Below are 21,348 nucleotides of genomic sequence, written 5' to 3' on the forward strand. Positions count from 1 at the left end.
GGCGGCCCGCAGGGAAAGGGCTCTAAGTCGCGATCACCACTTGGCGCGGATGCCGAGGGTGTAGCGCGGCTCGAACTGGTTCTGGCTGAAGTACTGAGTCTTACCGTCCGCGAACTTCACGTAGTAATTCTCGATCTCGCCGCTGACGTTCGAGCCGTTGAAGTAAACCGTGATGTTGTCGCGAACGTTGTAGCTGACGTTCACGTCGACGAAGCCTGTGGCGTCCTGGAAGACGGCCAGGTTGCCGCCGACACTGCCGGTGACGCTGTTGAGGCGGTCGGTCCGGTAGTTGTAGGCGACGCGAGCCTGCAGCTTGTCGTCCTGGTACCAACCCACGAGGTTGTACTGGTACTTGGAGTTGTCGGTGAACGGCAGCTTCTTGCCGTCATAGCCGACACGCGACTCCGAGCTGGGCGAGTAGGTGGCGTTGGCGTCGACGCCGAAGTTCGAGAAGAAGCCGCCGTCCGGCAGAAGGTCGCTGAAGGCCAGCTTGGTACCCGCTTCCAGACCCTTGACCGAACCGCCGTCGCCCTGGATGGGCTGGCTGACGTTGACTTCGCGCGGCGTGCCGTCCTGGTCCTTGAAGGTGCCGCGGGTCGTGCCGCCGGTGACGAAGCTGTCGATCTTCAGCTTGAACACCGACAGGTTCACCATCGAAGCGCTGCCGAAGTAGTACTCGACCGCGCCGTCGAAGTTCGTGGAACGCCACGGATCCAGTTGCGGGTTGCCCGACGAACTGGCGCCCGTCACGCAGCGGCCCGGCTTGGTGCCGCAGTCGGCGGTGGCGATGCTGAGACCGCCGCCGTAGTTCTGCAAGTCCAGAGGCTGCATCGTCTTGGCGTAGGCGAAGCGCAGCTTCAGGTGCTCGTTGACGTCGTATGTGGCGTTCAACGACGGCAGCCAGTCGGTGTACTTGCGGCTGGTCACCGTATCGCCGACGTCCAGGTTGGTGTCGCCATAGTTCTGGGTGTCGCCGGTCAGGTTCTGCTTCACCAGCAGGTCGGTCTGGATGACGCGAAGGCCGAAGTCGCCCGACAGCTTGCCGATCTCGAAGTTGGCCGCGCCGTAGGCGCTCTGCTCCTTCAAGGTCACGTCATAGGTCACGCCCGGGATCTGATAGCGGACCGCCGCGCCGAACACCTTTTCCTGGAACGATTTGACGTCGTCGAAGTCATGCGGGTCGACCACCCAGAAGCCCGGGATGCCCTGGGTGATGGAGCCCAGATCATCCATCCAGATGACGTTGTTGTAGGCGTCGATCTTGGTCGGACGGTTGACGGTGTAGCCCTGGAAGACCGGGGCGCCGCCGGCCGGGTTGGGCACGAACTCGCCCGCCTGGCATTGGTTCTGGTCCATGACGACGTCGATGGCCTTCCACTGGGCGAAACAGCCCGCGGCTGGCACCGGCGTGCCATTGGCCTGAACGGCCCCCGGCGTGCCGCCGTAGAACGGCGAGAACAGGTGGAAGGCTTCCACGTTGACCGTGCGATCGCTCTGGCGGACGCCGGCGTCGATCTTGGTCACGAAGCCCAGGAACTTGTCGTCGAACTTGTAGTGTCCAGCGGCGCTGAACACGTTCATGTCCGAGTCGATCTCGTTGTTGCCTTCCGAGGAGAACGCGCCGATCGCGTAGCTGTCCTTGTTGGCCATGTAGTCCTTGAGCGTCTTGCCCGCCCCCAGACCACCGGCCAGCGGCCGGTCGAAGCCGCTCCAGATCGCCTTGTTGCCACCGATATTGTAGTGCAGCTGCGGGTTGGCCCCGTAACCTTGCGGGTTGGGGTTCAGGTAGCAGCCGCCGGCGCTGCCGACGACGGCATTGCTACGCTGAGCGGCCGGATACTGGGCGCAGATGGCGGCCGGGTAGAACGGCCCGCGCGTGCGGTCGGCGGCGTTGCGGAACAGGTTGAAGCGGTCCGGAGCATACTGCCAGTTGCTCAGGTCGCCCTGGGCCTGGCCGTTCATGCTGAGACGGTTGCCGTTGGCCCGCACGGCCCGCACTTCGCTCGTGAAGGCGCCGCCGTTGTCGTACTTCAGTTCGAGGTTGTAGTTCTTGGTCTCCGACTTCGTGGTGCGGTTCACCGAGAAGCTGTTCACCCACCACGCATTGATGTCGTACTCGTCGACCGCCAACCAGGGACGGCCGTTGCCGGCGGGCGGGGCCGGGCTGCTGACGCCGGTGTTCTCGAACACCGTCGGGGTGGTCCAGACGCCGAAGGCGCCGCCATCCCAGCGGTTGGAGATGTTGATGCCGGCGGCGCGGTTGTATTCGTCCAGCTTGGCGTAGAAGCCCTCGGCGATCAGGGTGAAGCCCTCGCCCAGATCCGCCTCGAAGGCGACGTTGACGCCCAGACGCTTGCGTTCCTGCTCGCGGTGGAAGCTTTCGAAGCCGTGCGGCGAGATGAAGTTGTTGGCGGCCGAACCACCCCAGTCGTTGTTGCCGGACAGGCCGACGACGCCCGACGAGTTGTTGCCGAGATTGACCTCGCTCTTGGCGGCGGCGACCAGCAGGCCGACGCGTTCATTGCGCCAGCTGAGCAGGCCGTTGACCAGGTAGTCGTTGTCCTTCGTGCGCTCGCCGCGTTGGCCTTCGAGGCCGCCGGCGAAGTGCAGGCCCTGCTCCATCTGGAACGGACGACGGGTGCGCAGGTCAACCGTACCGCTGATGCCCGACAGGGCGTTGCGCGGATCGGTCGACTTGTAGACGACGACCGAGTTCATCAACTGGGCCGGCACGTCCAGTAGGTTCGGCTGGGCCGAGCCCATGTTGCCGGCGCTCAGATACTGCTCGCCGTTCAGCAGGGTGATGACCTGCTTGAGGCCGCGAATGTTGATGGTCGCGCCTTCACCGGCGTCCCGCTGGATCTGGACCCCGGGGATGCGCTGCAGCGAGTCGGCGATGGTGGTGTCGGGCAGCTTGCCGATGTCTTCCGACGAAATCGCGTCGACGATGGCGGTTTCGCGCCGCTTGACGTCGACCGAGCGCATCTGCGAGCCGCGGATGCCGGTGACGACGATTTCGTCGACCTGGGCGGAATCATCCGGCGCGGTCTGGGCGTGGACGCCCGTGGCCAGGGCCATGGACGAGGCGCCCGCCAGCAGCGCCAGGGTCATGCCCCGCGCCCAGGCGGACTGGTTTCGTGGATTGGACAAGGTCTTCGCTCCCCAAACGTTTTTATGGCCGTTCTTGACCCCGCCGGTTTCGGCGCGGCTGCGTAGTGTCTTCCGCCTGCCGTCGAGATCGCCGGCCTGCCCGGCGAGCCCCGTCTCCAAGCGAAAGTTCGTTGGCGACCCCGGCGTCGCTCGACGCCCGCGCTGGCTCACGCCCTCCCCAGCCGTGCCTCAAGATCGACAAATGTCCCGAGCGTGTCAATCGAAATGTCAACGTTGTCATTTTGTGACGAACCGTTGAAAAACGGCCCGACAAGAAGCCTTCCGGTTTGCCTCAAGGCTCGATAATTAGCCTATATATCCTTGTTTTTAATGGCGTTATGCCGATCAACAGCGATCAAGGTCGATCAGTGGGGGTCAAAGAGCATCCAGCCGTGCTACATCCCTCGCGCGAGCGCCTGTCGAATATATATGACCAAGCCTTGCCTTTCGACACATTGATTTCGCCGCTGCAATGTCTCCAGATGGCCCGAAATGTCCGCATGAATGTCTTTTCAGGACAAATAAATGTCCCAGCCGATGACATCGTTGTCGGGCTGAGCTATGGCTTGGCGCGGGGGCGGCGGCGACCAGGACGGTCGGACGCGCGACGACCACTTGAGTCTGGATGCGACAAAGGTCATGGCGACGATCCACGATGTGGCGCTGCGAGCGGGCGTGTCGCCCAAGACCGTCTCGCGGGTGATGAACGACCACGAGAGCGTCACCGCCAAGACCCGCGAGCGGGTGCGGGCCGCCATGCAGGCCCTGGACTACCACCCTAACGCCGTGGCGCGGGGCCTGCGCGCCCAGGCCGCCCCGGCGGTCGGCATCCTGATGGGCGACCCCAGCGGCGGCTACCAGACCCGGATCCACCACGCCCTGATGGTCGCCTGCCTGCAGAACGGCCGCCACTTGTCGGCCGAATTGGTCGAGGGCGACATGGCCGGCTGGCAGGACCGCATCCGCGCCTTCGTCACCGAGGGCGGGATCCGCGAAATGGTGCTGCTGCCGCCCGAATGCGACTTCGCGCCGCTCAAGGCCCTGCTGCGCGAGCATGGCGTGCGCTGCGTGCTGATCTCGCCGACCAGCCCCGATTCCCTGTCGCCCAGCATCGTGATGGACGACAGGGCCGCCGCCCGCGAGGTGGTCGAGCACCTGTTCAGCCTGGGGCACGAGCGAATCGGCCACATCGCCGGCCATCCCGACCACGCCGCCAGCACCCTGCGCCGCAACGGCTTCAACGAGGCCTACGCCGCCGCCGGCAAACCGCGCCCCGATCCCGCCCTGATCGTGCCCGGCGACTTCAGCTTCAAGGGCGGCTTGGCCGGCGCCCAGGCCCTGCTCGACATGGACAACCCGCCGACCGCCATCTTCGCGGCCAATGACGACATGGCCGCCGCCACCTGCATGGAGGCCCAGCGCCGCGGCCTGAAGCTGCCCGACGAGCTGTCGGTGGTCGGTTTCGACGACGCGCCGATCGCCGCGGCCATCTGGCCGTCCCTGACCACCATCCGCCAGCCCTTCGACCAGATGACCCAGCGGGCCATCACCGCCCTCAACGCCTGGAACGCCAACGCGGCGCTCGGCAAGTCGGCGGCGACCATCCTCACCCAGCACAGCCTGGTGATCCGCGAATCCACCGGTCCGGTCCGCGCTAGCTAGGCCGCAATTCCAACACGCGCCGGCGGGTATCGTCGGCGCCGATCAAACGGGAGGTACTATGAACCGACAGTCCTGGCGGGGCCCGGCCCTGGCCCTCATGCTCGGCGTATCCGCCGGCGTCCTGGCCACCACAGCCTGCGCTCAGGCGCCCGCCGCGCCCGCCGCCCGTCCGTGGCTCGACCCCAAGCTGGACGCCGACACCCGCGCCGACCTGGCGGTCAAGGCCATGACCCAGGACGAGAAGCTGACCGTGATCTTCGGCTTCTTCGGCGCCGACATGGGCGACAAGTACAAGCGCATCCCCGAGTCCCTGGCCGGCTCGGCCGGCTATGTGCCGGGGATCGCGCGCCTGGGCATCCCGGCCCAGTTCCAGACCGACGCCGGCGTCGGGGTGGCCACCCAGGGCGGCGAGCCCAACAAGCGCGAGCGCACCGCCCTGCCCTCGGGCATGGCCACCACCGCCACCTGGAATCCGAAGTTGGCCCAGGCCGGCGGCGCGATGATCGGCGCCGAGGCCCGCGCCTCCGGCTTCAACGTCATGCTGGCCGGCGGCGTCAACCTGGTCCGCGAGCCGCGCAACGGCCGCAACTTCGAATATGGCGGCGAGGACCCTTGGCTGGCCGGTAAGATGGTCGGGGCCCAGATCAAGGGCATCCAGTCCAACGCCATCGTCTCGACCATCAAGCACTACGCCCTGAACGGCCAGGAGACCGGCCGCTTCGTGCTGGACGCCAGGATCGGCGAGGCCGACGCCCGCACCTCCGACCTGCTGGCCTTCCAGTTCGCGATGGAGGACTCCGACCCGCACTCGGTGATGTGCGCCTATAACCGCGTCAATGGCGACTACGCCTGCGAGAACGACTTCCTGCTCAACAAGGTCCTCAAGCAGGACTGGGGCTACAAGAACTACGTGATGTCCGACTGGGGCGCGGCGCATTCCAGCGCCAAGGCGGTCAACGCCGGCCTGGACCAGGAATCGGCCGGCGACGCGTTCGACACCCAGCCCTTCTTCAAGGGCCCGCTGAAGAACGCCCTGGCCAAGGGCGAGGTCAGCCAGGCCCGGCTGGACGACATGGCTCGGCGCGTCCTGCGCGGCCTGTTCGCCAGCGGCGTGGTCGAAAAGCCGGTCAAGATCGCGCCGATCGACTACGCCGCCCACGCCAAGGTCACCCGCGCCGACGCCGAGGAAGGCGTGGTGCTGCTGAAGAACGACAAGGGCCTGCTGCCGCTGGTCGCCGGCGCGCGGAAGATCGTCGTGATCGGCGGCCACGCCGACGTCGGCGTGCTGTCGGGCGGCGGCTCGTCGCAGGTCTATCCGATCGGCGGACGCGCCGTGCAGGGCGAAGGCCCCGCCAGCTGGCCCGGCCCGATGATCTACTTCCCCTCCTCGCCCCTGAAGGCGCTGAAGGCCCGGCTGCCGGGCGCGGACATCCAGTTCGCCGATGGCAAGGACAAGGCCGCCGCCGCCAAGCTGGCGGCCGGCGCCGACGTGGTGCTGGTGTTCGCCACCCAGTGGAATGGCGAGTCCTTCGACAGCCCCCTGACGCTGGAGAACGACCAGGACGCCCTGATCGACGCCGTGGCTACGGCCAACGCCAAGACCGTGGTGGTGCTGGAAACCGGCGGGCCGGTGCTGATGCCGTGGCTGTCCAAGGTCGGCGGCGTGGTCGAGGCCTGGTATCCGGGGTCGGAAGGCGGCGAAGCCATCGCCCGCGTGCTGACCGGCCAGGTCGACGCCTCGGGCCGCCTGCCCGTCACCTTCCCGGCCGCCCTGGACCAGCTGCCGCGTCCGGTGCTGGACGGCGACCCGAAGAAGCCCGACGACACCTTCGCGGTCGACTACACGATTGAGGGCGCGGCGGTCGGCTACAAGTGGTTCGACAAGAAGGGCCACCAGCCGCTGTTCGCCTTCGGCCACGGCCTGTCCTACACCACCTTCGCCTATGACAACCTCAAGGCCGAGGCCAAGGGCGGCGCTCTGAGCGTCAGCTTCGACATCCGCAACACCGGGAAGCGGGCCGGCAAGGCCGTGCCGCAGGTCTATGTCTCGCCCAAGGCGGGAGGCTGGGAAGCGCCCCAGCGCCTGGCGGGCTTCAAGAAGGTCGAGCTGGCGCCCGGCGCGACCACCCGGGTCACCCTGACCGTCGATCCGCGCCTGCTGGCCACCTGGGACGACAAGGCCCACGGCTGGTCGGTGGCGGCCGGATCCTACACGGTCGCCCTGGGCGCCTCGTCGCGCGACACGGCCGCCAAGGCCGACGTCACGGTGGCCGCCCGGTCCTTGCCCGTGGGCCTGATCAAGCCCTGAACCGCCGCTCCGGAGGCCATTTGGTCGCAGTCGAAATTAAGACCTGATTAACCATAAAAGCCGAATTTCGGCGGGTCTTTCTTGAAGACACCCCACATCACTGACTTTCCACAGCCCGGTCCTCGACCGGGCTGTTTTTTTGTCCGAATGCGCTTGCACCGAGTCAAACGGGCGGCTATCACCCGGCCTCTTCCTGAGGCGACCTGTTCCGCGGTAGCTCAGTGGTAGAGCAGCCGGCTGTTAACCGGCTGGTCGTAGGTTCGAATCCTACCCGCGGAGCCACCTCTGGTTTTGAGAGAAATCCGGCCCTTCGGCCGGATTTTTCGTATCCGGACCGGCGTTCGTTTCCTTCAGCAGATCAGAGCGTTGTCGGAATTCCGTCGACAGCTCGCCATTGGCCCACGAGCAGTTCGAAAGTACGAGATTCAGCAGGTTCCCCTCCCGGAGCCGCTGAAGCGGGCTCCCTCGTCTCGACGCCAAGGCTCTCCTTGGGCGCGCGCCGCAACACATCGCATGGTGACGCGTCGACTGGTCGTGCATGGCGAGGGGGATGACGCCTTCGCCAACAAGCACGGGCAGGTTGCGCCCCGGCGCGTCGAGCGCGCCCTCGGCCAGAAGCAGAACGAACCCGATCTAGTCTTCGGCGGCCTATCGCCATCCTGGTCCGCGGGCGATGGCCGGGTCGAGTCCGTTCCGCCAGTTGGCTGACAAGCTTGTCAGCCTGGTGTCAGCCTAGCGACCGCATGCGGTCGCTAGGCTGCCCCTCTTCCTTCCGCAACGACGGAAACTTGCCATGACATCCCTCGTGCGGATCGCGCTTTCACGTCCCTACACCTTCGTGGTGGCCGCCATCATGGTGCTCATCGTCGGGACGCTGGCGGTGCTGCGTACACCGACGGACATCTTCCCCAACATCCGGGTGCCGGTCGTGGCGGTGGCCTGGACCTATAACGGCCTGTCGGCGTCGGAGATGTCCGGCCGGGTGCTGACGCCCTATCAGCGGACACTGACCACGACGGTCAACGACATCGAGCACATCGAGGCCAATTCCCTGCCGGGCATCGGGGTCGTGAAGATCTATTTCCAGCCGGGCGCCGACGTGCGGCTGGCCAACGCCCAGATCACCGCCGTCTCCCAGACCCTGCTGCGTCAGATGCCGACCGGCACGACGCCGCCGCTGATCCTCAACTACAACGCCTCCACCGTGCCCATCGTCCAGTTGGCCCTGGCCGGCGAAGGCCTCAGCGAGCAGAGGTTGTTCGACTACGGGCTCAACGTTCTCCGCACGCGCCTGGTCACGGTGCCCGGCGCGGCCCTGCCTTTCCCGTTCGGCGGGCGAACGCGCCAGATCCAGGTCGACATCGATCCGCAGGCCCTGCTCTCGAAGGGACTGTCGGCGACCGACGTCGGCGCCGCCATCGCCGCCCAGACCCAGATCACCCCGGCGGGCTTCGTCAAGATCGGCGAGTTCCAGTACAGCCTCAAGCTCAACAACGCCCCCGGCACGGTCGAGGAATTGAACGACCTGCCGATCCGCACGGTCAATGGCGCCACCGTGCGGATGAGCGACGTCGCCCACGTTCGCGACGGTTCGGCGCCGCAGCAGAACGTCGTGCACGTCGACGGCCAGCGCTCGGTGCTGATGACGGTGCTGAAGTCGGGCGCCACCTCGACGATCTCGATCGTCGACGGCGTTCGCGCGGCCCTGCCCGAGCTGCAGGCGAGCCTGCCCAAGGAACTGACCATCACCCCGCTGAACGACCAGTCCGCCTTCGTGAAGGCCGCGGTGGCGGGCGTGGTCCACGAAGGCGCGCTGGCGGCGATCCTCACCTCGCTGATGATCCTGCTGTTCCTGGGATCCTGGCGCTCGACGACGATCATCGCCATCTCGATCCCGCTGGCGGTGCTGGCCGCCATCGCCGCCCTGGCGGCCTTCGGCCAGACGCTCAACGTCATGACCTTGGGCGGCCTGGCCCTGGCGGTCGGCATCCTGGTCGACGACGCCACGGTGACCATCGAGAACGTCAACTGGCACCTGGAGCAGGGCAAGGACGTCCGCACCGCCATCCTCGACGGCGCGGCCCAGATCGTCACGCCCGCCTTCGTCAGCCTGCTGTGCATCTGCATCGTGTTCGTGCCGATGTTCTTCCTGCCCGGCGTCTCCGGCTTCCTGTTCGTGCCGATGGCGCTGTCGGTGGTGTTCGCGATGATCGCCTCGTTCCTGCTGTCGCGAACCCTGGTGCCGACCATGGCCATGTTCCTGCTGCGGCCGCACGCGGCGCATGGGCCGGAAGGCCCCGCCCCCTCCTCCAAGCCGCTGGCGCGTTTCCAGCAGGGGTTCGAGCGCCGCTTCGGCCGTGTTCGCGACGGCTATGCCGGCGTTCTCGGCTCCGCCCTGGGATCGGGACGGCTGTTCGTCATCGGTTTCGTGGCCTTCGCGATCGTCAGCCTCGCCCTCGTCCCGTTCCTGGGCCGCAACTTCTTCCCGGCCGTGGATTCGGGCGCGATCGCCCTGCACGTCCGGGCGCCGGTGGGGTCGCGGATCGAGGAGTCGGCGGCGCTGTTCGACCGTATCCAGCGCCAGGTGCGCATGATCATCCCGCCGTCCGAGATCGAGACGGTCGTCGACAACATCGGCCTCAGCAGCAGCGGCATCAACACCATCTACAACGCCTCGGGCACGATCGGCTCGCAGGACGGCGACATCCTGATCGGCCTGAAGAAGGGTCATGCGCCGACGGCCGAGCACATCGCCCGGCTGCGGCGGGAGCTGCCGCGCCTGTTCCCGACCGCGACCTTCTCGTTCCTGCCGGCCGACGTCACCAGCCAGATCCTCAACTTCGGCGCCCCGTCCCCGATCGACATCCAGGTGACGGGGAACAACCTGGTCGCCAACCAGGCCTACGCCCAGAAGATCCTGCGCGCGATCCGCGGGGTCGACGGGGTGGCCGATGCGCGGATCCAGCAGCCGACCGGCGCCCCCGAACTGCGCTTCGACGTCGACCGCACCCGGATCAACGCCCTGGGCCTGGACGAGCGCGACGTCACCGCCGGCCTGGCCGGATCGGTGGCCGGCAGCGCCCAGACCGCGCCGGTGTTCTGGCTCAACCCCGCCAACGGCGTGTCCTATCCGGTCGTCGCCCAAACCCCGGAATACATGATCGACAGCCTGCAGAAGCTGGCCGCCATCCCCGTCACCGGTTCCCGGACACCCGGGCAGGGCCCGCAGGTGCTGGGCGGCCTGGGCGTGCTGAGCCGGGGCGCGACCCCCGCCGTCGTCTCGCAATACAACATCCAGCCGATGGTCAACGTCTTCGCCGCCACCCAGGGGCGCGACCTGGGCGGTGTGGCGGACGACATCCAGAAGGTCCTCAAGACCCTGGAGAAGGACAAGCCCGCCGCCGTCAAGGTGACCCTCCGCGGCCAATACCAGACGATGAACACCGCCTTCTCGGGCATGGGCTGGGGCCTGCTGGGCGCGGTCGTGATGATCTATCTGCTGATCGTCATCAACTTCCAGTCCTGGTCCGATCCGTTCGTCATCGTCTCGGCCTTGCCGGCGGCGCTGGCCGGCATCGCCTGGATGCTGTTCGCCACGGGCACGCCGCTGTCGGTGCCGGCCCTGACCGGCGCGATCATGTGCATGGGCGTGGCCACGGCCAACTCCATCCTGGTGGTCAGTTTCGCCCGCGAACGCCTGGCCGAGCACGGCGACGCCGTCCAGGCCGCCTTCGAGGCCGGAGTCACCCGCTTCCGTCCGGTGCTGATGACCGCCCTGGCGATGATCATCGGCATGGCCCCCATGGCCCTGGGCCTGGGGGAAGGCGCCGAGCAGAACGCGCCGCTGGGCCGGGCCGTGGTCGGCGGCCTGCTCTTCGCGACCTGCGCCTCGCTGCTTTTCGTTCCCTGCATCTTCGCTCTCGTCCACGGCCGCCGCGCCTCCCGCCGGGATGCGCCTTCCCAAGGTCTCGCCCATGCCTGACGCTCCCTTGCCCACGACTTCGCCCAAGCGGCTGCGCCGCGCCGCCTATGTGATCACGGCCGTGCTGGCGGTCGTCCTGGTCGCCGGGACCACAACCCGGCTGATGGCCCGGCAGGCCCTGCGCACGGCGACGAACGACAGCGCCGTGCAGTCCGTCAGCGTCGCGCGGCCTTCGCGGGGCGAGGCCGGGACGCTGGTCCTGCCGGGCCGCCTGCAGGCCTGGGCCGAGGCGCCGGTCTACGCCCGGACCAGCGGCTATCTGCGCGGCTGGTACGTCGACATCGGAACGGCGGTGAAGGCCGGCCAGCTGCTGGCCGAGGTCGACGCCCCGGAGGTCGACCAGCAACTGGTCGCCGCCAACGCGGCCCTGGCCACGGCCCAGGCCCAGCGCGACCTGGCGGCCGTGACCTCCGAGCGTTGGGAAAGGCTGGTCGGCGAGAGCGCGGTCTCCCAGCAGGAGGCGGACGAGAAGCGGGGCGACTTCGCCGCCCGCGAGGCCATGCGCAACGAGGCCCAGGCCAATGTCCAGCGCCTGCGCGCCCTGACCGGCTTCCGGCGGATCGTCGCCCCGTTCGACGGCGTGGTGACCAGCCGCGCCACCGATGTCGGCGCCTTCATCGCGGCCGGTGACGGGCGGGCCACGCCGCTGTTCACCGTCGCCGACATCCGCAAGCTGCGCCTCTATGTCAGCGTGCCTCAGAGCCTGGCCGCCGGGGTCCGCCCCGGCCTGACGGCCCGCTTCACCGTGCCCGAGCAGCCGGACCAGGTGTTCCAGGCCCGGATCGTCCGCTCGGCCGACGCGGTCGACGCCCAGACGGGGGCGATGCTCGTGCAACTGGAGTTCGACAACAGCGCCGGTCAGCTCAAGCCGGGCGCCTACGCCCAGGTGACCCTAGACCTGCAAGGCCCGGCGACGGACTCGCGGCCGCTTCGGGTGCCGTCCAACGCCCTGCTCTTCCGCAAGGAAGGCACGGCGGTGGCCCTGGTCGGACCCGACAACCGCGTCCGCATCCGGACCGTGCGGATCGCCCGCGACTTCGGGACCGACCTGGAGCTGGCCGGCGGCGTCGGGGCCGGCGACTGGGTGGTCAACAGCCCGCCCGACTCCATCGCCGACGGCGACGTGGTGCGGGCGGTCCGGCCGAAGGGCGCGCCGAATGCCGCCTCGTAGCTTCGCCGTGCTGGCGCTGGTCGCGCTGCCCGCGGCCGTCGCGGGGGGCTGCACCTTAGCGCCCGCCTACGCCCCGCCGTCCGTCGTTGTCGCGACGCCGGCCTATCGTGAAGCCGGTCCCTGGACCCCGGCCGCCCCGGCCGACGCCCAGGCGCGCGGCGCCTGGTGGCGCGTGTTCGGCGACCCGGTGCTCGACGACTTGGAGCAGCGCCTCGAAGCCGGCGGGCCAGATCTGGCCGCGGCCCTGGCCCGCTACGACCAGGCCAGCGCCCTGGCCCGCCGCGCCCGCGCCGCCCGCTCGCCGAGCGTGGACGCCATCGCCAGCGTCGAGCGATATCGCAACGCCGGCCAGAGCCGACAGGACGACAGCCTGGTCGAGGCGACGGCGGCCTACGAACTGGACCTCTGGGGCCGAGTCCGCAACCTGGTGGCGGCCGGTCGCGCCGAGGCCCAGGCCAGCGGCGCCGACCTGGCGTCGGCGCGGCTGAGCCTGCAGGCCCAGCTGGCCGACACCTATTTCCAGCTGCGCGGCCTGGACGGCCAGATCTTGGTCCTGACCCGCACCGCCGACGCCTATGAAAAGGCCCTGGCCCTGACCGACAAGCGGTTCCGCGGCGGCGCCTCCAGCGCGGTCGACGTCGGCCGGGCCCGCACCCAGTTGGCCGCGACCCAGGCCCAGTACGAACAGGCCCTAGCCGATCGGGCCCTGCTGGAGCACGCCATCGCCGCCCTGGTCGGCGAGTCCGCCTCGCGCTTCACCTTGGCGACCGCGCCCGACCTGGTCGAACCACCGAGGGTCCCGGTCGATGCGCCGTCCAGCCTGCTGCAGCGACGCCCCGACGTCGCCGCCGCCGAACGCCGGATGGCGGCCGCCAACGCCCGGATCGGCGTGGCCCGGGCCGCCGCCTTCCCCAGCCTGACCCTGGCGGCGACCGGCGGCTTCGAGTCCGCGGGCGGGGACCTGCTGTCGGCTTCCAACCGCCAGTGGGCCCTGGGTCCGGTCGCCGTCGGCCTGCCCCTGCTGGACGGCGGGGCGCGCCGCGCCGACGTCGCCGCCAGCCGCGCGGCCTTCGAGGAACAGGCCGCGCTCTATCGCAAGACCGTGCTGGACGCATTCCGCGAGGTCGAGGACCAGTTGGCGCTGGCCAATCGTCTGGCGACCGCCGAAGCGCGCCAGGCCGAGGCGGTGGACGCCGCGATGCGAACGAACGTCCTGGCCACCACGCGCTATCGCGAGGGCGCCACCAGCTACCTGGACGTGGTCATCGCCCAGACGGCCGAACTCGACGCCCGCCGCACGGCCCTGGATCTGCGGACCCGACGGCTGGCCGCCGGCGTCGACCTGATCCGCGCCCTGGGCGGCGGTTGGGACGGAACCCCGGGACCGTCGAGCTAGAGCGGGCGGACGAGTTCCGGCTCGGCCGGCGCACCGGCCGGGCGCCGGGCCGGGGCGTCCGTGCGCCCGTCGATCAGCGGCGACACGCGCCGGCGCAGGAACAGGCCGACCAGGACCTCGCCGTTCTCGCACCGGGCGAAGACGCTGCCGCCGTGCATCGACGCCACGGCCTTGACCACCGCGAGCCCCAGGCCGTGGCTGTCGCCGCTGTTCTCGCGGGCAGGATCCAGGCGGTAGAAGCGGTCGAAAAGCCGGGCCAGATGGACATCCTGTATCGGCGCGCCCTTGTTGCGCACGCCGATACAGACCTCCTCGCCATGGTCCTCGATCGTCACGGTCACCAGGCCAGGCCCGGCGCCGTGGCGAATGGCGTTGTCCAGCAGGTTGGTCAGGGCCCGCGCCAGCAACGACTCCTCGACGGCCAGGGTCGCATCGCCCACCACGCGCAGGGTCACGCCGGCCTCCTCGAACAGCACGTCCAGGAAGTCGGCGGTCTTGCGGACCAGGGCGGCCAGCGAAGCTGTCGCCAGGTTGGCCGCCATCGCGCCCTGGTCGGCCCGGGCCAGGAACAGCATGTCGTTGATGATGGTCCGAAGGCGTTCCACCTCCTCGAGGTTGGAGTGGAGCACCTCCTCCAGCTCGTCGGCCCGGCGAGGGCGCGACAGGGCCACCTGGGTCTGGCCGATCAGGTTGCTGAGCGGCGTGCGCAGCTCGTGCGCCACGTCGGCGTTGAACGCCGACAGGCGGACATAGGCGTGCTGCAGGCGGTCCAGAGCGCCATTGAAGGCGGCCATCAAGCCCTTCAGCTCCGCGGGCAGCGCCTGGGTCGGCATCCGCAGGCTGAGGTCGTCGGGGTTCAAGGCGGCGGCGTGCTGCGACAACCGGTCGACCGGCGCCAGGCCGCTCCTGGCGATGCGGCGACCCAGCAGGCTCACGACGACGACCGTCAGCAGCGAGACGGTCAGGACGCCGACCCCCAGCACCAGCCCGGAGGCGTCGAAAGGCGCGGTGTCGGCGGCGATGGTCAGGCGCACCGCCGGGCGCTCGCGATGGGGGGCCACCACCTTGGACAGGGTCATGAACCGCCGCTGGTCGAAGCGGACATAGCCCAGGCCCTCGTGGCCGCCCTGGATCCTCGCGCCCGCAGGCCAGGCGGCGCCATAGACGAAGCGGGGATCGGGGCTCTCGACCCGATAGCGGATGCTGTCGTTGGCCGGCGTGAAGGAGGTCAGCTTGTCGGCCAGCAATGGCCACTTGGCGGCGTCGCCAAGGCGCAGGACCATGGCCTGGACGATCTCGAAGCGGGCGTTCAGCTCCTCGGCCTGGTGCCGCCGCAGTTCCAGGGTCTGGAACATCAGGATCGCCACGCCGGCCAGGGCGGAGACCAGGCCGGTGGCCACGGCGAACATCAGGGTCAGGCGCCCGGCGATGGAGGTCGGCATCAGGCGGTCTCCTCGGGACGGTGTTCGAGCACGTAGCCCATGCCCCGGATGGTGTGCAGCAGCTTGGTGTCGAACCCGCCGTCGATCTTGGCCCGCAGGCGCTTGATCGCCACCTCGACCACGTTGGTGTTGGTGTCGAAATTGATGTCCCAGACCAGTTCGGTGATCACGGTCTTGGACACGATCTGCGACTGGCGGCGACCCAGCACGCCCAGCAGGGCGAACTCCTTGGCGGTCAGGTTCAGGCGCTTGCCCGCCCGGGTGGCGCGCCTCGCCAGGAGGTCCAGATGCAGGTCGCCGACCGTGATCGAGGTCGACTCGTTGCGGCCGCGGCGCGTGATCGCCTGCAGCCGGGCCAGCAGTTCGAGGAACGAGAACGGCTTGATCAGATAGTCGTCGGCGCCGGCGCCCAGGCCTTGCAGGCGGTCCTCGACGCTGTCGCGGGCGGTCAGCATGATCACCGGCGTCTGGTGGCGCTGGCGCAGGCGTTGCAGCAAGGCGACGCCGTCCAGCCGGGGCAGCATGACGTCCAGGATGACGGCGTCGTAGTCCAGGGTCTGGGCCAGGTGCAGGCCGCTCTCGCCGTCGCTGGCGAAGTCCACGGCGTAGCCCTGTTCGGTCAAACCCTTGCGCAGATAGGCGACGGTCTTGGGTTCGTCCTCGACGATCAGGATCTTCATGTCGGCGGTTCGCGCCTTCAACTCGCGGTCGGTTGGGCGGATGGAAAGTTCCGCGGGTGGGGGCACCTTACAGCTTGGAACCTCGCGCCTGAAGGTTCTGGTGAACGCCCCTGGGGGAGAGGGCGGGACGCGGCGCGAACCGACAGGGCGAGGCGGAGCGATTATGGATGTCGGTTCCGGTCCGGCCGCTGACGCGAAAATGACAAATCGGACCCGATCATCTCCCTCGACCAGGCTCCCGCCACCGGCCTCCGCGCCGGTCGGCACCGCGATCAACGGGTTCGGGAAAAGCCGGCTGGACTTGCTGGAGGCCGCTTACGCCGATCGTAAGTCCTGGACGCTGTCCCCGTAGCGCGAGAGCGCCCCTAACCGGCGAACATGGCCTTGCGGATGATGGCGTGGACGCCCCAATTGCCGTTCGCCACCTGGGTGACGCCGAAATCGACGCCCACCGACAGCAGCGAGATCGCCTCGTCCTCGCTGAGATTTCGCGTGGTCATCAGAAACCGCCGCGCCTTCCTGAACGCGTCGCGCATGGCCAGATCAAGCGAGGATTTCTTGTAGACCTCGCTCTGCGCAGACGGCCCCATTTCCTTCAGATATTCAGGATGGCTAAAGCCGAAGATCACCCATTCATCCTTGGTTTCCAGCATCGGATAGTCGAGATCCTTGAGCGGTTCGCGCGCGGTCTTGGCCGGGTGGAGGATGATCTGGATCACGGCTGTGATCGAACACTCGATGGCCGTGCCGCACAATTCGGAATCGCCTTGCGAGGCATGGGGATCACCCAGCGAAAGCAGGCCGCCAGGCACCGCCACGGGGAGAAAGATGCTGGCGCCCGCGCCCAGCCGCCAGTTGTCGATATTGCCGCCGAAATTGGAGGGCGGCACGGAGTCCACCGGATCGGGGTGATTGGGCGCCATGGCGACGACGCCGAAATGCGGCCTGACGGGCACCTCGACGTCGCGCAGAACGTCGAAATTGCGCACGACCGTGTCGAAGTTCACCGGCACGCCGGGATAGTCGATGCGATCGTGCACCACGCCGAACGGATCGGTCTGCGGCGTCCAGCGGTAGTTGTAGACGGCATGCGCGCAGGCCCGGCCGTGCTGGTGCTCGACCTCATAGATGGTCACCACCTCGCGCGGCTTGGGCTCGGTCAACAGGTCGTTATAGTGAAAGCCCCAATAGGCGGCGGCGTTGCTGCCGAAGGTCCTGCCCAGGAAGCGGCTGTTTTGGCTAGGACGCGGCGTGATTTCCAGGATCTTGACCTCCACCACATCACCGGCCTTGGCGCCGGCGATCGCGATGGGGCCCGTGCAGATGTGCACGCCAAAGCCCTCGCCCGCTCCGCGTCCTAGCGCCGAGCCGTCCACCGGTCCGGCCCCGCGCCGGTCGACCGCCTTGCCCTCCGCTGTCCAGCGAAAGACGCTTTCAGCGCCGGGGTCGCCCTCGATCATCCGCTCATAATCGTCATAGGCGTGATGGGTCAGGGTCTCGATCGTGACGTAGTCGCCGGACTCGACCTCGATCACCGGCTTGAGCGCGCGGCTGAAATAGCCCCAGTGGATGGTCTCGGGCGAGGCCGGCAGATGGTGGTGGCGCACACCGCGTCCCACGGGCGGCGCGACGACGTCCTCCTCCGCCGAGGCTTCGGCGACCTCCACATCGTCTTCCTCGGCGGGCGGGGGCAGCGGTGGGCCCCGCTTGAGTTTACGGGCCGAGGCGGGCGATCCGCGCAGCAAAACCTGGCCGCCCTCGTCATTAGCCGTCGGCGTCTTGCGGTATTCGCGCGGGCTAACGCCATACTGCTCCCGGAACGCCCGACTAAAGGAGGCGGAGTCGTTGAACCCCCATTGGAAGAGGATTTCCGAAATCGATTTTTGTGCGTGCAGCGGACTACCCAGGTCGAGCCGGCAGCGCTCCAGTCGCCGCGCCTTCAGGAAATGGCCGAAGCTCTCATCGATGGAGGCGAACAGCTTCTGCAGATAGCGCGACGATATCCCGTGCTCCTTGGCGACCTGTTGCAGATCCAGATCGGGATCACTGAGCCGCATCTCGATGGTCTGGAACACGCGATCCAACAAAGAGGCCCGCCCGCCGGCCGAGCCGCCCCGGTCCTTCTCGGCGGCGGCGTCTAGCAGGAGGGCGGCGATGAATTCGGGCAAGGCGGCTTCGACGGGGCGCATCTGGTCGGCCCCGACCTCATCGAGGGTCTCGGCGACCGAGGCCAGCAAGCTTGAGAACATGCTTCCCGAGCCGGTAGCGCCGTCCAGGTAGGTGATCGCGGCGGGAGCCGGCGCGCGCGATTTCAGCGCGGGCAAGGATTGTGGAACGCGGGTGATCAAGAGCCGGCTGTCACCGTGCAGGTCCAGGCGCGCTCCGACCAGATCGCTGCCGCAGACCATGTCGCCCTCGGCGAGGGCGCGCACTGTCGATCCGCTCGTCACGGTCAGTTCGCCACTGAGCAGCAGCACCAACCAGATGCAGGGCGTACTCTGACTGAAGTCGATCGCCAGGGCTTGCCGGGTACCGGCGACGCGGATGAACTGCATGTCCAGCGCGGAGCGGAACGAGACCAGTTCGCCATAGATCTCGGCCTGGCTGTCCAGCAGCTCGATCGATAGTCGCTGCAGCGCGAAGCGCCAAGCCTCCTGGCGCTGTTCTTTCGGGTAGGCGTTGGTCGTCAACCGCACGGGAGATGATCTCGAAGCAGATTTCCGACCTACGCGGAACTGACCACCGGCCGGACTTGGATCGACTGTTCCCTTCAAATTCGGGCGGCGCGATGCAGGGGCAATCACAAACCCTGGCGGCGGCGCAATTGTCGAGGATTGCTGCGGCTGGGTCTTCGTTGACGCCGTTTGGAGGCAAAACCCTCGATGGGCTTGCGTCTCGACGCCCTCGGTTCTTGCACGAGCACGCACGCGGCCGGCGTTGAGCGCCGATCCCGGCACGAGAGCCCGGCTCATCGTCCAACTTCCGATCCCCGCGCAAAAAGGGCGTGGGTGACGCAGCGCAAGAAATGGGGCGCCGGACGTCAAGATGAATCCGGTCCTGCGCCCCACCCTCGCAAGGCTGAAGCTTGCTCGTCTGGGCAACACCAAACTGGCTCAGCCTAATGCACAGGGGGCATGGCGATGCGTTTCCAATATCCCAGGATAGCGACCACCAAGGTCGCGTTGCTGCTGTCGGCGTCGGTGTCCGCGCTCGCGATCCTGACGACACCCGCCTCGGCGGCCGAACCGGTCGTCGACGAGCAGCAGGCCGCCCAGTTGGAGGAGGTCGTGGTCACGGCCGAACGGCGGCCGATCGACCTGCAAAAAAGCGCCCTGTCGGTCTCGGCGGTCACGGCCGAGACCTTGGCCCAGGGCAACATCACCGACATCACCGGCCTGAACGGCATGGTGCCCGGCCTGGTCGTCGCCCGCAGCGGCGGCGGCGAGCGCGTCATCTCGATCCGCGGCATCGGCTCCGAAACCCCGGAAAACACCAACACCCAGCCGGGCGTCTCCTACCACGTCGACGGCGTCTACATCTTCAACTCGATCGCCGCCAACGCCGCCTTCATCGACGTGGCCCAGGTCGAGGTGCTGCGGGGACCGCAGGGAACCATGTTCGGCCAGGGCTCGACCGGCGGCACGATCAACGTGGTCAGCAACAAGCCGACACTGGGCGACTATACCGGCTCGGCCAATCTCGGCGGCGGCAACCACGGACTGTTCAAGGGCGACGCGGCGCTCAGCGTCCCGCTCGGCGACGCCATAGCGATCCGCGGCGCGGTCCAGCGCTACAAGCATGACGGCTACGCCAAGGCGACCGGGGTCGCGGGCCAGCCGGACTACGAGCTGGACCAGGCCGACGAGACCGGCTGGAAGCTGTCGGGCCTGTGGAAGCCGACCGACGCCCTCTCGGTCACCCTGAGCACGATCCAATACAAGAGCGACACCAACGGTCCCGCCCAGAAGAACATCCTCGACCCCAATCCCGACCCTCGCGAGTTGACCCAGGACTATCCCGGCCACTCTCTGGTGGACACCAAGCTGTACTCGGCGGTGGTCAAGTACGACCTGGACTGGGCGATCCTGACCTCGATCAGCAGCTACCAGAAGCTGCTCAGCAAGCAGGCCTGGGACGCCGACGCCTTGACGGCGGATCTGTTCTACGCCGAGACCTACAGCCCACTGACCTTCGGCGGCTATCGTTACGACCACGTCCCTCTGTGGCGCAGCCGGGGCAAGTCCTACACCCAGGAATTCAACCTCACCTCAAAGACCGAGGGGCCGTTTCAGTGGATCGCCGGCGCCGTCTATCTGAAGTCGACCAATTCGCAGTACATCGTCGAGTACAACGCCGATGACAACAACCTGGTCACCCCGCCATTGCCGGAGGACACGGCGTGGAATGATCCGCGCGTGGCCGCTGTGTCCTATGCCGAACTGTCATCGATCGTCCGCAAGTCCTGGGCGGCCTATTTTCAGGGCGCCTACCAGATCACCGACACGCTCAGTCTCACCGCGGGCCTGCGCTACAACGACGACCGCTACAGCGGCGAAAGCGCCAGCAACGGCTCAGCCACGTCGGGGGCCTATCTCCAGCCCGCGCCGACCGAAGGCCTGACCACGCAGGAAACCACGGGCAAGATCGCGCTGAACTACCAGTACACCCCGGCCAACATGGTCTATGCCAGCTATACGCGCGGCTACAAGCCGGGCGGCATCAACAGCTCCGCCGCCTCCGGCAACGCCTATTCGATCAAGCCGACCTTCAAGCCCGAGATCGTCGACTCCCTGGAGATCGGTTCGAAGAACCGTTTTCTGGGCAACAGGCTGCAGTTGAACCTCTCTGCCTTTGTCTACGACTACAAGGACATGCAGTTCCTGGAGGAGGACCCGATCCTCTACGGCGAGGGCGCCAGCAACGCGCCAAGCGCCCGCATCTATGGCGTCGAGGCCGAAACCTCGTGGCTGGTGTCCAGGCACTGGCGCATCGAGGGTTCGGTCTCGTTGCTGAAGGGCGAGTTCGACAAGGATTACTATGCGCTGGACCAGGCCAAGGCCGAGGCCGCCCAGAACGCCGCCGGCTATCCCGGCTACCTGTTCTGGAGCAACTTCTTCCCCGCCGTCCTGGCCCGAGACGCCGCCCGTCAGAACATCAACGGCAACGACGTCCCCAAATTGCCCGACGTGCAGGGCTCGGTCAGCGCGACCTACACCAACCGTGCGGGCCCTGGCGTCCTGACGGCCAAGGCCGAGTACACCTACCGCGGCCAGTACCAGTACCGTCTCTTCAACGAAGGGGCGATCGACACCGTGCCCTCCTATGACGTGGTCAACCTGTTCTTCAAATACGAGCCGGACGACAGCAAGTTCAGCGCCTCGCTGTCGGTGACCAACCTGTTCGACTCCACGGGCCTGAACTCGCGCTTCAGCGACCCCTATGGCAGCGCCCAGGTGACGGACACCTTCATCCCACCGCGGCAATGGATCGCCTCGATCGGCTACAAGTTCTGATCGATCGGCGCGGCGTGGGGGCGGCCGTCAGCGGTCGCCCCCAC

The 21,348-nt window shown here is 67.8% G+C and carries 10 protein-coding genes and 1 tRNA gene; 7 read left to right on the plus strand and 4 right to left on the minus strand.

Annotation, left to right across the window (positions count from 1 at the left end; all coding sequences use genetic code 11):
* Positions 1-33 precede the first annotated feature (33 nt).
* Positions 34-3,111, minus strand: coding sequence for a TonB-dependent receptor (locus tag J2X41_RS09885; protein ID WP_310081770.1), 3,078 nt, complete (start codon positions 3,109-3,111; stop codon positions 34-36).
* Positions 3,112-3,789: 678 nt separating this feature from the next.
* Here J2X41_RS09885 and J2X41_RS09890 point away from each other — a divergent pair.
* The 6 genes from J2X41_RS09890 to J2X41_RS09915 all read left to right on the plus strand — a co-directional run bounded on the left by J2X41_RS09890 (position 3,790) and on the right by J2X41_RS09915 (position 13,669).
* Positions 3,790-4,812 (plus strand): LacI family DNA-binding transcriptional regulator, encoded by a 1,023-nt coding sequence (locus J2X41_RS09890; protein WP_310081515.1) that lies wholly within the window; start codon positions 3,790-3,792, stop codon positions 4,810-4,812.
* A 58-nt stretch (positions 4,813-4,870) separates the two neighbouring features.
* Positions 4,871-7,120 (plus strand): beta-glucosidase, encoded by a 2,250-nt coding sequence (locus J2X41_RS09895; RefSeq protein ID WP_310081516.1) that lies wholly within the window; start codon positions 4,871-4,873, stop codon positions 7,118-7,120.
* Between the two features lie 207 nt (positions 7,121-7,327).
* A tRNA-Asn gene (locus tag J2X41_RS09900) sits at positions 7,328-7,402 on the plus strand.
* A 511-nt stretch (positions 7,403-7,913) separates the two neighbouring features.
* Positions 7,914-11,102, plus strand: a complete 3,189-nt coding sequence (locus J2X41_RS09905) for an efflux RND transporter permease subunit (protein ID WP_310081517.1) — start codon at positions 7,914-7,916, stop codon at positions 11,100-11,102.
* Positions 11,095-12,273, plus strand: coding sequence for an efflux RND transporter periplasmic adaptor subunit (locus J2X41_RS09910; RefSeq protein ID WP_310081519.1), 1,179 nt, complete (start codon positions 11,095-11,097; stop codon positions 12,271-12,273). Before J2X41_RS09905 ends, J2X41_RS09910 begins: the two co-directional genes overlap by 8 nt.
* Positions 12,260-13,669, plus strand: a complete 1,410-nt coding sequence (locus J2X41_RS09915) for an efflux transporter outer membrane subunit (RefSeq protein WP_310081520.1) — start codon at positions 12,260-12,262, stop codon at positions 13,667-13,669. Before J2X41_RS09910 ends, J2X41_RS09915 begins: the two co-directional genes overlap by 14 nt.
* Here J2X41_RS09915 and J2X41_RS09920 read toward each other — a convergent pair.
* The 3 genes from J2X41_RS09920 to J2X41_RS09930 form a co-directional block, all read right to left on the minus strand.
* A complete protein-coding gene (locus tag J2X41_RS09920) occupies positions 13,666-15,111 on the minus strand; it encodes a heavy metal sensor histidine kinase (RefSeq protein WP_310081522.1) in 1,446 nt (481 codons plus the stop codon). The two genes, J2X41_RS09915 and J2X41_RS09920, sit on opposite strands and share 4 nt — an antisense overlap.
* Positions 15,111-15,791 (minus strand): heavy metal response regulator transcription factor, encoded by a 681-nt coding sequence (locus tag J2X41_RS09925; protein ID WP_310081524.1) that lies wholly within the window; start codon positions 15,789-15,791, stop codon positions 15,111-15,113. The genes J2X41_RS09920 and J2X41_RS09925 overlap by 1 nt, the downstream gene beginning before the upstream one ends.
* A gap of 365 nt (positions 15,792-16,156) precedes the next feature.
* On the minus strand, positions 16,157-18,487 hold the full coding sequence (locus J2X41_RS09930) for an acetamidase/formamidase family protein (RefSeq protein WP_310081527.1): 2,331 nt from the start codon (positions 18,485-18,487) through the stop codon (positions 16,157-16,159).
* Positions 18,488-18,931: 444 nt separating this feature from the next.
* Between J2X41_RS09930 and J2X41_RS09935 the strand changes: the two genes are divergently transcribed.
* On the plus strand, positions 18,932-21,304 hold the full coding sequence (locus tag J2X41_RS09935) for a TonB-dependent receptor (RefSeq protein ID WP_310081528.1): 2,373 nt from the start codon (positions 18,932-18,934) through the stop codon (positions 21,302-21,304).
* Positions 21,305-21,348: the final 44 nt, after the last annotated feature.

It is taken from the genome of Caulobacter sp. BE254 (assembly GCF_031457295.1).
GTDB lineage: Bacteria > Pseudomonadota > Alphaproteobacteria > Caulobacterales > Caulobacteraceae > Caulobacter.

Coding starts and splice junctions, on each gene's coding strand:
- J2X41_RS09935 (WP_310081528.1), top strand. CDS start 18,932: ATGCGTTTCCAATATCCCAGGATAGCGACCACCAAGGTCGCGTTGCTG.
- J2X41_RS09925 (WP_310081524.1), bottom strand. CDS start 15,791: ATGAAGATCCTGATCGTCGAGGACGAACCCAAGACCGTCGCCTATCTG.
- J2X41_RS09910 (WP_310081519.1), top strand. CDS start 11,095: ATGCCTGACGCTCCCTTGCCCACGACTTCGCCCAAGCGGCTGCGCCGC.
- J2X41_RS09905 (WP_310081517.1), top strand. CDS start 7,914: ATGACATCCCTCGTGCGGATCGCGCTTTCACGTCCCTACACCTTCGTG.
- J2X41_RS09885 (WP_310081770.1), bottom strand. CDS start 3,111: ATGACCCTGGCGCTGCTGGCGGGCGCCTCGTCCATGGCCCTGGCCACG.
- J2X41_RS09915 (WP_310081520.1), top strand. CDS start 12,260: ATGCCGCCTCGTAGCTTCGCCGTGCTGGCGCTGGTCGCGCTGCCCGCG.
- J2X41_RS09920 (WP_310081522.1), bottom strand. CDS start 15,111: ATGCCGACCTCCATCGCCGGGCGCCTGACCCTGATGTTCGCCGTGGCC.
- J2X41_RS09895 (WP_310081516.1), top strand. CDS start 4,871: ATGAACCGACAGTCCTGGCGGGGCCCGGCCCTGGCCCTCATGCTCGGC.
- J2X41_RS09890 (WP_310081515.1), top strand. CDS start 3,790: ATGGCGACGATCCACGATGTGGCGCTGCGAGCGGGCGTGTCGCCCAAG.